13 protein-coding genes are annotated in these 14,105 nt (G+C 30.6%); 12 read left to right on the top strand and 1 reads right to left on the bottom strand.

All coding sequences use genetic code 11. The features are described from left to right. Window positions 1-16: 16 nt before the first annotated feature. From ACZIYX_RS10590 to ACZIYX_RS10540, 11 genes are all read left to right on the top strand, one after another. The gene (locus ACZIYX_RS10590; RefSeq protein ID WP_462682205.1) at window positions 17-574 is read left to right on the top strand and encodes an RNA polymerase sigma factor; all 558 of its coding nucleotides are present in this window, start codon (window positions 17-19) and stop codon (window positions 572-574) included. 2 nt (window positions 575-576) lie between these two features. Then, complete coding sequence (locus ACZIYX_RS10585; RefSeq protein ID WP_462682204.1) at window positions 577-1,116, top strand: hypothetical protein; 540 nt, start codon at window positions 577-579, stop codon at window positions 1,114-1,116. After that, complete coding sequence (locus ACZIYX_RS10580) at window positions 1,097-2,188, top strand: hypothetical protein (RefSeq protein ID WP_462682203.1); 1,092 nt, start codon at window positions 1,097-1,099, stop codon at window positions 2,186-2,188. Before ACZIYX_RS10585 ends, ACZIYX_RS10580 begins: the two co-directional genes overlap by 20 nt. Before the next feature lie 111 nt (window positions 2,189-2,299). Further along, entirely contained in the window at window positions 2,300-2,977 is a 678-nt protein-coding gene (locus ACZIYX_RS10575; protein ID WP_462682202.1) for a hypothetical protein, read from the top strand. Beyond that, window positions 2,970-3,185 (top strand): hypothetical protein, encoded by a 216-nt coding sequence (locus ACZIYX_RS10570; RefSeq protein WP_462682201.1) that lies wholly within the window; start codon window positions 2,970-2,972, stop codon window positions 3,183-3,185. Before ACZIYX_RS10575 ends, ACZIYX_RS10570 begins: the two co-directional genes overlap by 8 nt. 365 nt (window positions 3,186-3,550) lie before the next feature. Beyond that, entirely contained in the window at window positions 3,551-5,944 is a 2,394-nt protein-coding gene (locus tag ACZIYX_RS10565; RefSeq protein ID WP_462682200.1) for a TonB-dependent receptor, read from the top strand. Between the two features lie 5 nt (window positions 5,945-5,949). Next, a complete protein-coding gene (locus ACZIYX_RS10560; RefSeq protein WP_462682199.1) occupies window positions 5,950-6,792 on the top strand; it encodes a DUF4249 domain-containing protein in 843 nt (280 codons plus the stop codon). 529 nt (window positions 6,793-7,321) lie between these two features. Continuing rightward, a complete protein-coding gene (locus tag ACZIYX_RS10555) occupies window positions 7,322-9,700 on the top strand; it encodes a TonB-dependent receptor (protein WP_462682198.1) in 2,379 nt (792 codons plus the stop codon). Window positions 9,701-9,704: 4 nt separating this feature from the next. Further along, window positions 9,705-10,523, top strand: coding sequence for a DUF4249 family protein (locus tag ACZIYX_RS10550; RefSeq protein WP_462682197.1), 819 nt, complete (start codon window positions 9,705-9,707; stop codon window positions 10,521-10,523). A gap of 89 nt (window positions 10,524-10,612) precedes the next feature. Next, window positions 10,613-11,425: an N-acetylmuramic acid 6-phosphate etherase gene (gene murQ / locus ACZIYX_RS10545; RefSeq protein WP_462682196.1), complete on the top strand. Its 813-nt coding sequence runs from the start codon at window positions 10,613-10,615 to the stop codon at window positions 11,423-11,425. Next, window positions 11,415-11,648 carry a DUF6095 family protein gene (locus ACZIYX_RS10540; RefSeq protein WP_462682195.1) on the top strand — a complete coding sequence of 78 codons (234 nt, stop codon included), beginning with the start codon at window positions 11,415-11,417 and terminating at the stop codon, window positions 11,646-11,648. Before murQ ends, ACZIYX_RS10540 begins: the two co-directional genes overlap by 11 nt. Window positions 11,649-11,659: 11 nt before the next feature. Here ACZIYX_RS10540 and ACZIYX_RS10535 read toward each other — a convergent pair whose 3' ends face one another. Beyond that, window positions 11,660-12,169: a DinB family protein gene (locus ACZIYX_RS10535; protein WP_462682194.1), complete on the bottom strand. Its 510-nt coding sequence runs from the start codon at window positions 12,167-12,169 to the stop codon at window positions 11,660-11,662. 288 nt (window positions 12,170-12,457) lie between these two features. Here ACZIYX_RS10535 and ACZIYX_RS10530 point away from each other — a divergent pair, with 288 nt between their 5' ends. Continuing rightward, window positions 12,458-13,279, top strand: coding sequence for a hypothetical protein (locus tag ACZIYX_RS10530; RefSeq protein WP_462682193.1), 822 nt, complete (start codon window positions 12,458-12,460; stop codon window positions 13,277-13,279). Window positions 13,280-14,105: the final 826 nt, after the last annotated feature.

Genomic DNA, 14,105 nt, shown 5'->3' with positions numbered 1-14,105 from the left:
AATCAAGCAAAACTAATTGGAAACCAATATCCTTTATAGGCATAAAGATCTTGTAGAGAAAAGCAAATCTGGCGACAGGAATTCACAATACCAGTTATATGAGCTCTATGTAGACGCCATGTATAATGTAAGTATGCGAATACTTGGCATAAAAGAAGACGCAGAAGATATTGTACAGGATAGTTTTGTAGAAGCATTTAAAAACTTAAAATCTTTCAGGTATGAAAGCACTTTTGGCTCTTGGTTAAAAAGAATAGTAATTAATAAAAGTATAAACCATTTAAAAATTAAAAAAATACCTGTTACCTCTTTTGACTATCAAGAATATAATATTAGTGAAGACAACAATGAGGATGAGGATATTAATAACACTATACAAAATAGAGATATTTATAAAATAAAAAAAGGTATTACATGCCTTCCGGATGGATATCGGCAAATAATTAATCTTTATTTGATCGAAGGATATGACCACATAGAAATTGCTGAAATATTAGGTATTACTATCTCTACCTCTAAATCACAATATCATAGAGCTAAGAAAAAATTAATTGAAATTGTAAATACGTTATAAATATGGATGATTTTGAAAAATACATAAAAGAAAATCGATATTTATTCGATGAACACAGAGCAGATAAATCAAAAATCTGGGATAATATCGAATCTAGATTAAATACTCCAAAACCGATTATTTTATGGAGATCTCCTGTTTTAAAGATTGCAGCTAGTATCTTAATCCTGGTAGGCGCATTTTCAATCATAAACATCTTTTTCAATTCAGAGTTTCATCATAAAAGTCATAATAATATAGTTAATCAAGAACTTAGGGACATTGACACTTACTATAAAGATTTAGTTGCATTTCAAGTACAACTAGTTAAAAACAATTCGAAACTACAAGAAGAAGAAAAAGAAAAGTTTTTGTCTTTTATGGATGAATTAGATGAAGAATATAATTCTCTAAAATTAGAAATGACAAAAAACCTAAACAATGAATATATTTTAGAAGCTATCGTCAATAATTACAAAAAAAGAATAGAATTGATCGAAAACTTATTAAACCAGATCAATAATTCTAAAAAAACAAACGAAAATGAAGGTTACATTTTATAAACATATTTTTCTTTTGCTACTACTCCTCTGTTCTGCAAATAATATATGGACACAAGAAAACGTATCTAAAAAAATACAAAAAACATATCCTTTAACCAATGCAGGAGAATTGCACCTAGAAAATAAATATGGAAACATTGTTATTAATGGTTGGGAGAAAAAAACAATACAAATTGATGTCGAAATACATGTAACCAAAAAGAAAAAAGAAGATGCCGACGAATTACTAAGCCGAATTGATATGGTAGTAAATAGTACCGAAGATTTTATACGTATTTCTTCTGTAATTGAAGATAGAAACAGTACCATACTATCCAAATTATTTGACAAAGCAAACCCATTTGACTTTGACAAAAGTAATATACAAATTGACTACTCTGTTTATCTGCCATTTAATGCCGAAATTAACATTATAAATAAATTTGGAGATATTATAATAAGCGACTGGAACGGAAAACTAAAAGCTAATTTACAACATGGAAATATGTGGTTGAACAAAGACCTAAACAATGCCAACATAGATATGAAATTTGGAAAATTAAAGACCAAATCTATAACTTATGGTAATTTACGTTTCAAAAATGGGGAAATCAATATCGAAAAATCTGAAGATCTTAAAATAACAAGCAGTGGAGCTGTTATAGAAATTGAAAATGTAGAATCTTTAGAAGTTCACTCAAGCAAAGATCAAATAAATATTGAAAATATTGGATATATTCATGGAGAGCTTATGTTTAGCAATATAAACTTAAATACAGTATATGACAGCATAAACCTAAGTCTGGAAGTAGCCGATCTTTGGGTTTCTAAAATAGAAAAAACAAATGCAAACGTAACTATTAATCAAGAATCGTCAGAATTAAATATAAATATCTCGGGTTTAACCATAGACTTTAAAGCTTCTCTTGAGCAAGGATTATTAAGAATCCCTAAATCCTTTGCAAATATAAAAACCAATGTAATCGACAAAAGAAAAAGAATTAGAGATATAACAGCTACCTATGGAAATGGCAATATAGCCGGAGAATTTAAAATCACTGGAAAAAAAGGAGCAATCATTTTAAAAGAATAATTTTTAGTAAATGCATGTATACACCTATTTATAACAAATAGTATAAAAAAAATGAAATCTCATGCAACCCTTATTAATTTAATCTGTCAATGAAATAACAAATAAAGTATAATGAAACACTTAAAAATTTTATTCTTATTCTTATCCACAAATCTGTTTTTCTATACCAATGCACAAGACTCTAAAGATTATATAGAGTTTAATGATCGAAATAATATTGTACATGGTGTTTACTTGGGATTTAGTGGAGGTTATGGTGAAATTAAAGATAAAGAAACTTATATCTTAGGATTAAAACTTGCTTACGTTGCTAACAGGCAACTAGAAATTGGGTTTGTAACCAAAGGGATTTATTCTAATCAAAATATATCAGGAGTTTTTTCGTCAAATATTGCCGATTTGGGAGCTGTATATTCCGGATTACATTTAGAACCTATATTCTTTAGTAAATCAAAATTCAATCTCTCTTTCCCATTACTAATAGGTGGTGGTGCCGCAGGATATATTAATACAGAGTGGGATGAGGAAGAAATAGAAAAAAATCAAGAAGAAGACTGGGATGCTTTATTTATTGTAGAGCCCGGAGTAAATATACTGTATAATATTTCTAGATATGTACAAATAGAAACAGGAGTCCAATACAGGTTTTCTAGTAAAATAGAATTAAGCCCTAGCACCATTAGCAGAATCAATGGCCTTTCTGTTGGATTTGGTGTAAAACTAGGAGTATTTAATTTAGGAAGAAATCGTTATAAAAAAAACATACCAAACATACCTAATCATGAATGAATCAAAAATCGATAACAAAAAAAATCTGAATACCGTATATGTATTTTCAGAAAACAACAAAGTATATATCAAAAACAATAGTTGTTCAAAAATATCAAACAACAGCTCTGCAATTAATGAAGAATGGTATCCTATTAATTTTCAATGGAGAGCGTTAATGGAACTTAAAAAAAACATGCAACTTCATACTTCAGATGAAAATCAGTAACCATAGGAGATTTTAAACATCTACTCTTCGTAAAACAATCCTGTTAATTTTATTTTTTACTATAAATCAAGTATTTCAAATACATGAAAAGGTAGTATAATGCTTAATCTTAAAATTATGTGCATAATAAAATCAAGGCGTTTTTAATAAAACCAATAGGACAGGATTAGAGATCCGGAAACAACTACTATTTATGTATTTGATCCTTTAGATACCAATTTATCACAAATATTAACAGAGATTTTGATGATAGAATTGATAAATCTATAAACAAAATCCAAAACATTAATTATACTTAATGAAAATAACTATTAAATCACACTATAAAATCAAGTAATCACTTTAAAAATTTTAACCACAAACAAATGAAAAAAGCAATTTTTGCACTTATCTTTTTTACATCTTTTTTATTTTCTTCTCAAATATTTGCACAAGAGAATTATACCATAAGCGGCAGAATAAAAGATGTAACCAACGGAGAAACATTATTTGGAGCTTCCGTATTTTTTAAAGACACATCAATTGGAGTAATAACAAACGAATATGGATTTTACTCTATTACTGCTCCAAAAGGAAACTACACCTTGGTTGTATCATACATGGGGTATGTTGATATTAATCAAGAAGTAACCCTGGATAGTGACAAACAATTAAATTTTGAAATGTCTGCATCTTCAGAAGAACTCGACGAAGTAATTATTACTGCAGAAGAAACATCAGAAAAAGTGAATATAAAAAATCCAGAAATGAGTGTTTCTAAATTAAAAACAGAAACCATAAAAAAAATACCCGTGGTACTAGGTGAAGTAGACATTATAAAATCTATACAAACCCTGCCAGGAGTTACTAATGGAGGTGAAGGTACTGCTGGATTTAATGTAAGGGGTGGTGCTGTAGATCAAAACCTGGTATTATTAGATGAAGCAATTATCTACAACACATCCCATTTATTAGGTTTTTTCTCTGTTTTTAATGCAGATGCTATAAAAGACATAAAATTATATAAAGGAGCAATACCCGCCCGATTTGGGGGTCGGGTGTCTTCTGTTTTAGATGTTCGCCAAAAAGATGGAAATAGTAAAAAAATAGGTCTCACAGGTGGCATAGGTATAATTTCCAGCAGATTAGCAATTGAAGGACCTACTTTTTCTGAAAAAGGATCCTTTTTATTGGCAGGAAGAGGATCTTATGCACACCTGTATACAGGTGCAATAAATGATGATTTAAAAGATAACAAAATCAATTTCTACGATCTAAACCTAAAGACAAATTATAAATTGAGCGAAAAAAATAAATTATACCTATCAGGATACTTTGGCAGGGATGTTTTTAATTTCTCTAAAAGTTTTGAAAGCAGTTATGGTAATCTGTCTGGTAACCTAAGATGGAATCATATTTTTAATGACAAAATTTTTTCTAATCTATCCCTAATATATAGTAAATATGATTATGAAATAAGTATTAATTCTATGGCATTTGATTGGGTAGCATCTATCAACAACTATAACATAAAGTATGATTTAAACTACTATGCCAGTAATAACTTTAAACTGGATTTTGGAGGAAATGCCATATTTTATGATTTTGATCCGGGGCAAATAGAGCCAACCTCTTCTACCTCTCCTATTAATCCATTAAAATTAGACGAAAAGAAAGCTCTGGAGACCGGTATATATGCTAGTGCAGAACATAAAATAACAAAAAAGCTTACTATGGAGTACGGTATACGCTATAGCTCTTTTGTTAGATTAGGAGGACAACCTTTAACCAATTATGCAGATGACAAACCTGTTGTCTATAACAGCAGTTTAGGAATTTATAGAGAAGGAACAGCAATAGGAAAAACAAATTATAAAGACGATGAAAGTATAAAAACGTTTGGCAATATAGAGCCAAGACTAGGTTTATCTTATCAATTAAATGAGTCATCTTCTATAAAAGCCGGATACTCCAGAGCAGCACAATATATACACTTATTATCAAATACCACATCGGTAACACCTGTAGATGTTTGGACTCCAAGCGGTAAATTTATCAAACCTCAGTTATCAAATCAATATGCACTAGGATATTTTAAAAATTTTACAGACAATGTATACTCTTTAGAAGTAGAAGCATACTACAAAGACGTAAAGAATCGAATAGACTATTTGGATGGTTCAGAATTAATAGGTCAAAACAATATTGAAACAGAAATACTGAATGGAGAATCCAGAGCATACGGATTAGAATTTTTATTCCGAAAAAGTAAAGGAGATTTTACTGGTTGGTTAGCATATACTATATCAAAATCTGAACAAAGAACACTTGGTGACAATGTAGAAGGACCTGGTATTAACAACGGAAAATGGTATAACACCGCTCATGACAGAACACATGATGTTTCGCTTACAGGAATCTATAAGCTAACAAATAAATGGACATTAAGTTCTAATCTGGTATTTCAAACAGGCAGACCAGTAACCTACCCTAATGGTCAGTATCAATACGAAGATATAGCCATAGCAAGCTATTCTGAAAGAAACTCAAATAGATTACCAGCATATCACAGGTTAGATATTTCTGCTACGTACACCCCAAACAATAAACCAGAAAGAAGATGGAAAGGAGAGTGGGTTTTTGGAATATATAATGTGTATAATCGTAAAAATGCAGCGTCAATATCTTTTGGTCAAAATAAAGAGACCGGAATAAATGAAGCTACAAGAACTGCTATTTTTGGAATTATACCATCTGTATCCTATAACTTTAAATTTTAATAAAAATGAAAACATACTTAAAAACCCTATTTATAGGAATATCGATTATTTTTACATCCTGTACCGATGTAATTGATGTAGATGTACCATCTGCAGATCCCCGATTAGTTATAGAAGCTTCATTAGACTGGGAAAAAGGAACCTCAGGAAATGAGCAAACCATTGCACTTAGCACATCTACAAAATATTTTCAAAAAAAAGAAAACAATATTATAACAGGGGCTTCTGTAAAAGTAACCAACGACAGCGATGGAACAGAGTTTATTTTTATAGATCAAAAAAACGGAAAATATACTACTAACAGTTTTATTCCTGTATTAAATCAGTCATATACCTTAGAAGTTATATATAACAATGAAACTTACATCGCCAAAGAAACAATGACTCCTGTAACTAACATTACTGCTATAACGCAATCCAGAGAAGAAGAAAACGATAAAGATGCATTAGAAGTTAATGTTATATTTGATGACCCTGAAAACCAAGAAAATTTTTATTTCATTAAATTTAGAGAAAAAGGAGATTTATTGCCAGAGTTATATCGGGATAGCGATGAGTTTACCAACGGAAATCAAATGACTATAAGATACGAAAAAGAAAAGGATGATGATATCAATCAAGAAGAATTTATGCCTAATGATATCGTTGATATCCATTTTCATGGTATATCAAAAGACTATTATGACTATATAAGTATATTGATTAATCAAACAGAAGAACACGGACCTTTTGGCACCACACCTGTGCCATTAAAAGGTAATTGCATAAATGTTTCAAATCCAAATAATTATGCTTATGGCTATTTTAGAGTGACTCAAGTCATAAAAGCCAGCTATACTTTTCAATAATAAAAACACATTAATAGATAGATAAACACTTGTTTTTATTATTCAAAAAACCGTATTTTCTTTTAATATAGAAAATGCGGTTTTTTTTATTTCGAAGAGAATTAACAATAAATTAATTGCAGAACTCACCACATATTTCTTCCTTTATAATAAAGTGGGGCGAACTCTTTTTGGTTCTAATGAAAAATAGTATCTTTTGGTCAATTGAAGTTTTTTTACGTTTCAGAACAACTTTACAATGTGAAAAAACACAAAAATTGAGTAATACCAGATAAGTTATAAAAGTATGCAGAAAATGTAAAAATGCTTTTTTATTTGAAGCAGTAAAATTATTGCATAGCACTTGTACTATGCTAAACCAAAGTATCGCTACATTTTTTTTTGCAATAAAGAATGAAAAAAATAAAGAAGAATGAATGAGCATTTTAAGGTTTATTTGGTATAAAATAACATTTTAAATAGCAGATAGAAAAAACTAAACTACTTACAACCTTATGATTATTTTCTTTAATCAACAAAATACTATCTCTTGAAAAAACATATACTTTTTAGTACACTACTGGGGCTTCTGTTTCAATTCTCCGTATATAACCAAGAAAAATTTACGATCAGTGGTATAATTTCAGAAAAGTCCAGTAACGAAACACTCATTGGAGTAAATATTTTATTCCCAGAAATAGGCAAAGGAGTTGTTACCAATGAGTATGGTTTTTATTCCATAACGTTGCCAAAAAGCAAATACAAAATACAGATTAGCTATTTAGGTTTTAAAGACAATTTTCAAAACATTGATCTTACTGAAGACAAAAAGTTGAATATTCAACTCATTGAAACCTCAGAAACACTGGATGAAGTAGTAATCACAGAAAAAGTAGAAAAATTAAACATCAAAAATCCTCAAATGAGTATAAATAAGCTCACTGCAGGGACTATAAAACAAATTCCCGTTGTTTTAGGAGAAGCCGATGTTATCAAATCGATCATTCTTTTACCCGGTGTAACCAGTGGCGGCGAAGGAGCCTCTGGTTTTAATGTTCGGGGGGGAGCTGTAGATCAAAATCTTATTTTATTGGATGAAGCTACAATTTTTAATTCTTCACACCTTTTTGGTTTTTTCTCTGTTTTTAATCCCGATGCCATAAAAGATATCAAGCTTTATAAAGGGGGGATTCCTGCAAGATATGGTGGTCGTGTCTCTTCAGTATTAGACATTTATCAAAAAGAAGGAAACAGCAAAAAATTTGAAATGAGTGGAGGCCTGGGAGCAGTTGCAAGCAGATTACTTGCCGAAGGGCCTATAAAAAAAGATAAAGGAGCCTTTTTGGCAGGGGGAAGAGCCTCTTATGCACATCTTTTTTTACCCTTATTTAATAATAACAATACTGCCTATTTCTATGACCTGAACACAAAATTAAATTATAAAATCAATAACAATAACAATATATATCTTTCCGGATACTTTGGCAGAGACGTATTTGCCATAAATAAAGTTTTTGAAAACATCTATGGTAACACCGTACTTAACCTAAGATGGAATCATTTATTTACCAATAAATTGTTTTCTAATCTTTCTATTATTTATTCTGATTATTTTTATGGTTTAGAACTTGATTTTGTAGGTTTCAAATGGGATTCCGGTATCCGAAATTTTAATATCAAATACGATTTAAACCACTATTTAAGTAATAATTTTCAACTCAACTATGGAATAAACAATATATATTTCAGATTTAATCCCGGTGAAATAAAACCTAACAGTGTAAACTCTGGAATAAAAAGAGAAAAACTAATTGACAAATATGCCAATGAACTTGGGGTTTATATCGATGCAGAACACAAAATCTCTAATAACCTTACCCTACAATATGGTATTCGTTTAAGTAATTTTATACGGTTAGGGCAGGAAGAACTAAACGTATATCAGGATGACAATCCTTTGTTATTTAATGAAGAACTACAGATTTATGAAGCAATAGAACCCGTAGGCATACGCAGCTATAAAAAAAGTGATCCAATAAAAACTTTTACCAATATAGAGCCCAGAGCTGCTATGGCATACGCTTTTAGCGATAATACCTCTATAAAAGCCAGCTACAATCGTATCGCACAATATCTTCATTTACTATCCAATACCAACTCCCCTACTCCACTAGATGTATGGACCCCCAGCGGCAAATACATAAAACCACAGCTACTCAATCAATACGCCATAGGATATTTTAAGAGTATCAATGAAGATAGATATTCTCTCGAAACAGAAATTTTTTATAAAGATATCAAAAATCGTATGGATTACATAGATGGTGCGGATCTAATAGCAAACAATGCTATAGAGCAAGATATTTTAAATGGTGAAGCCCGTGCTTATGGGGTAGAATTTTTATTCCGAAAAAATGAAGGAAAATTTAAAGGCTGGTTAGCATACACTCTCTCCAAATCAGAGCAGCGAACCCAAGGAAGAACACCACAAGAACCAGGAATAAATAGCAGTAAATGGTATAATACCCCTTATGACAAAACACACGACATATCGTTTAATGGAAGTTACGAATGGAATGAAAAATGGAAATTTGCAGCCAATTTTGTATTTCAAACAGGACAGCCTACTAATTATCCAACAGGGCAATTTAACTATCAAGGATTATCTGTCCCTTTGTTTGATGGCTCTAGAAATAGCGAACGCCTTCCTTCGTATCACAGAGTAGATATATCTGCTACATTAACACCCGGAAAAAACAAAACCAGAAAATGGCAAGGAGAATGGATATTTAGCATCTACAATCTATACAATCGTAAAAATGCAGCTTCAATAGCTTTTACCAGAAACCCAGATACCACTATTAATGAAGCTGTTAGAACTTCCATTTTTGGCATTATACCCGCAGTTACTTATAATTTTAAATTTTAATAAAATGAAAAAATTAATATATCTATTGGTAATATTGTTAATATCCATAAACTGCGAAGATGTTATTGACGTAGATGTCCCAAAAGGAAAGCCCAGATTAGTAATCGATGCTTCTTTCGAACTTTACTTAAATGAAAAACCTATTACCATAGAAGGAGGTGTAAAACTAACATTATCTGCTCCGTTTTTTGATAGAGAAGTACCTACTGTAAGCAACGCTACCGTTTTTATTACAAATCTTACAGATAATTCTATAATACATTTCAAAGAATTTGGAAAACCCGGTTATTATACCCCAAAATCAATATTTATTCCAAAATTTGACACCTCGTACCAACTTACCGTTATTTATAATAATGAAATCTATGTAGCCACTGCAAAGCTTATCCCTACAGTACCTATCGATAATATAGAGCAAGGAGACAACACTTTGTTTGAAGGTGATGAAACAGAAATTATTATCTATTTTACAGATAATGGAAATCGAAATGATTTTTATCTTTTTGATTTTGATTTTAGTCTGTTTTTAGCAAGTGAAGATCGTTTTTATCAAGGAAAAACTTTTAATTTTTCGTATTTTTATGAAGGTATGCCAAATGATCGGGACGTAACAATTAAAATACTAGGAATCGATGAACGATACTATAATTATTCGAATTTACTTATAGGACAAAGTGAGCAAGGTGGGGGTAATCCGTTTCAAACCCCTCCCGCTGTACTAAGGGGCAATATTATTAACACCACCAATACAGCCAACTATGCTTTAGGGTACTTTAATATTTCTGAAGCAAACAGGTATGATTTTATAATAAAAAAGCAATAACAGGTTGATACACTATCTGTTTTATATTTTTTCAATCAAAAAAAAAACAACTACTTATCTTAGAATCAAAAAATAACTATTTTTGAACCATGTCTTTTATAAAAACTACAGAAAAATCCTCTAATTATGATCATTTAGAAAAAATGAGCATTAACGAGTTACTTATTAATATTAATAACGAGGATAAAACAGTTGCACTTGCTGTAGAAGAATCTATCCCTGAAATAGGAGTTTTAGTTTCGCAAATAGTTCAAAAACTTAAAAATGGGGGACGTCTTTTCTATCTGGGTGCAGGAACAAGTGGTCGGTTGGGTATTGTAGATGCCAGTGAATGCCCTCCTACCTTTGGTGTTTCTCATGATCTTGTTATAGGATTGATTGCCGGAGGAGATACTGCAATCCGAAAAGCTGTAGAGTTTGCTGAAGATAGTATAGATCAAGGGTGGAAAGATCTCAAAACACACCATGTTTCAAAAAAAGATGTAGTAATCGGCATTGCAGCTTCAGGAACTACCCCATACGTTATAAATGCTTTAAACTATTGTAATAAAAAAGAGATAGTTACAGGTTGTATAACATGTAATGCAGGAAGCCCGTTAGCCACTACCGCAAAATACCCTGTTGTTGTCACTGTAGGTCCCGAATTTGTAACAGGAAGTTCCCGTATGAAAGCAGGGACAGCTCAAAAACTGGTGTTAAATATGATTTCCACAACTACAATGATACAGTTGGGCAGGGTAAAAGGAAATAAAATGGTAGATATGCAACTTAGCAATAACAAACTGGTAGACAGAGCAATACATATACTCATGGAAGAACTAGCTATAGATCATACAAAAGCAACAAAATTATTAAAGCAATACGGAAACGTACGAAATGCTATAAATAACTATGGAACCTAAAAAAACAGACAAAGGGCTTCTGGGCAAAGGAGTACAATACATTGCTATATCGCTTATTTTTATGTTTATAAGCCCTGTTATTATTCATTCAGCTTTTAAAAACCAAGATCACCCACTATATATCCCTGTTTTATTGTTAGGTATAATAAGTGCTGGTTTTACTATATTTATGACCTTTAAAGGCTTAAAAACAATAATGAACGCTATATTTGGAAAAAAATAGCTTATACCATACTAAATCCCTTCTCTCTTATTTATTGGAGTAGTTGGATTATAACCAAAACCAGGAATTTTTACTTCTATACCCAAATAATCAAGGATATATCCAATAGTTGCATAATGGTGTATAGCATGGCTATTGGCATGAGACAGAATACTTTCTAATGTATAATCAACCGTTACTTTTCCCTGCCCCATATCATCTGTAACATGAATTAAATAATCTGTATTTACACCAACATAAGACAATAAAATTTCTTGTAATTCGTATATATATTCTATAGCAAGGTCTTTATTTCTGGACAATAATTCGTCGCGTTTACGAGCAGTTAAATCAATATTATTAGAATCCAACCCATTAACTATACATCCAAAAAAATCTAGTGTATGTCTTATATGAGAGCCTATACTAGAGTAATATGGCCCAACTGATTCATCTTGATAAATAGTAGTATCAATAATCTCAAGCAAAGCTATGGCATTGTTTAGATTATAATTGATTGAAGAAATGATTAATTGTTTCATAGTCCGTTTAGACGTAATATACATAATTAACTTACACAATATATAAGAGTTCTTTTAAATTCTTATTTTTTAATCCATTAAAAATATAATAGCAATATAATCGTTATAAATAAAAACTATCACAAATATTTAATTCGAGAAAAAATCAGTAGGATATTTATCACCAACATTAAGGTTTACCCGTAAAAACTAAGATAAAATACGCATTTCATCGATTAATAACGTTTTTTCTTGGATGTTAAGAAGAAAATATTGTATTATTGCTATGTTATTCAAAAGCCCCAAATAATGAAGAAAGTTTCACTTATCCTGTTTATACTCTGTTTTATACTACAAGTCAATGCTCAAGATTTGTATGAAGATGCTTTAACCGCTGCTAGTTATGCATATTCACACAGCAAAAAAGCGCATGGAGCAAATAATGTTTATCATACTCAGGAATATGCAGACAAAGCAATTGAAGCCTTTTTAAAAGTAGAAACCTTAGCAGAAAAGTGCAATTGTACAAAAGCAAATGAAACTGCATATCAGGCAAGAGTAGATATGGAAAGTTCACTAAATCAAGACACTTATGAGCGCAGCAGATTTTTTGCTAAAAGAGCCAAAGAACTAGGTTCCCAAATTTTAAAAGAATTAACCTCGTGCAGAGCTAATAATGGTAGTTTAGGAAATACAAAAACAGCATCTATTGCCCAAAACAATGACCTGGCCGAAGCAACTGCTGAAGTTGCTAATAAACAAAAAGAATTGGAGGAAAAACGTCTCCAGTTAGAAATTGAACAACAAAAATTAGAGCAGCAAATAGCAGAACAAAATAGACAAAAAGCTGAATTTGAAGCTAGACGTGCCGCAGAATTTAAAGAACAATCTTTAATAAAATCAAAAGCAGAAAATGCTTTGCGAAATTTAGAAAAAGCATTACAAGAATTGAGCATGGTATTAAACGAAGAATCTAAATTTGAATCTCAAGCAGATTACTATGTACGAAGTGAAAACGATTTAAAAAATGAATCTTTAAATGATACTAAAACTTTTTATGCAAACAGAGCAAAAGAACTAACGCAAACTGCTATACAGCAATTCAATAATTATAATATAATAGAAAATTAATAATTACGATTAACTAAATTTTATTTTGTAGCCCCAAAATAAAATTTTTATAGACGGTATCTTTTTATAGATGCCGTTTTTTTGTTTAAACAATTTGGAGTTATTGGCTACATATTCTATGTATAAGCAAATTACTACTATTTGCCATGCCATTTTTGTATATTACATAAAAAGATAATCAAAATCATATTCAAATTTTAAGTCTAATACATTTTTTGCTTACACCCATCTTTTTCTGTTAGATTTTAATCAGGGCTATATTGTGGCAGAAATTTTACATACCATTTTTGTAGTATCAAATTAAAGGATAAAGTTATAGAACCAAAATTATATTAAAACTGAATATTCTTTTAGTTTTTTGGTGTATATTTCTATCAAATAAAAATAGTTCTTCTTTGTTGAATATTAACAAATATACAGGCGTTACGCTTTATTTGAATGGTTTTACGACTTCACAAACGAAGTTTTAATGCAATTGGTCGTTAAGGTTAAAGCAAAAAGGATATTAAGATTCTGTATTGAGTAAAATACAAATGCAATTAAAGGCTTTGGTTTTATGGGTCTTCGACCTTATACCACACTCTAAAACTTTAACCAAACAACAAACATTAATTAATCCCGGATTTAACTAATTTGAAGTTAGTAATGAGGTTTTAATAATATTTGCTTTATATTTTTGCTTGTAAATTTTTACTAGCGTAGCACCCTTTTCTTTTTAAGGTATCTCCTCTATTCACAGAAGAGATCAACAACAAATTTACCTTTTCATCTGATTATTAATAAATTCCTGTTAAACCCAAATTATTAATGTCGCTTAATTAAGAAT

The organism is Aquimarina sp., assembly GCF_977115655.1.
This window is presented reverse-complemented; position numbering and strand designations above follow the sequence as displayed.

Coding starts and splice junctions, on each gene's coding strand:
- ACZIYX_RS10540 (WP_462682195.1), top strand. CDS start 11,415: ATGGAACCTAAAAAAACAGACAAAGGGCTTCTGGGCAAAGGAGTACAA.
- murQ (WP_462682196.1), top strand. CDS start 10,613: ATGTCTTTTATAAAAACTACAGAAAAATCCTCTAATTATGATCATTTA.
- ACZIYX_RS10565 (WP_462682200.1), top strand. CDS start 3,551: ATGAAAAAAGCAATTTTTGCACTTATCTTTTTTACATCTTTTTTATTT.
- ACZIYX_RS10580 (WP_462682203.1), top strand. CDS start 1,097: ATGAAGGTTACATTTTATAAACATATTTTTCTTTTGCTACTACTCCTC.
- ACZIYX_RS10575 (WP_462682202.1), top strand. CDS start 2,300: ATGAAACACTTAAAAATTTTATTCTTATTCTTATCCACAAATCTGTTT.
- ACZIYX_RS10560 (WP_462682199.1), top strand. CDS start 5,950: ATGAAAACATACTTAAAAACCCTATTTATAGGAATATCGATTATTTTT.
- ACZIYX_RS10570 (WP_462682201.1), top strand. CDS start 2,970: ATGAATGAATCAAAAATCGATAACAAAAAAAATCTGAATACCGTATAT.
- ACZIYX_RS10530 (WP_462682193.1), top strand. CDS start 12,458: ATGAAGAAAGTTTCACTTATCCTGTTTATACTCTGTTTTATACTACAA.
- ACZIYX_RS10585 (WP_462682204.1), top strand. CDS start 577: ATGGATGATTTTGAAAAATACATAAAAGAAAATCGATATTTATTCGAT.
- ACZIYX_RS10535 (WP_462682194.1), bottom strand. CDS start 12,169: ATGAAACAATTAATCATTTCTTCAATCAATTATAATCTAAACAATGCC.
- ACZIYX_RS10550 (WP_462682197.1), top strand. CDS start 9,705: ATGAAAAAATTAATATATCTATTGGTAATATTGTTAATATCCATAAAC.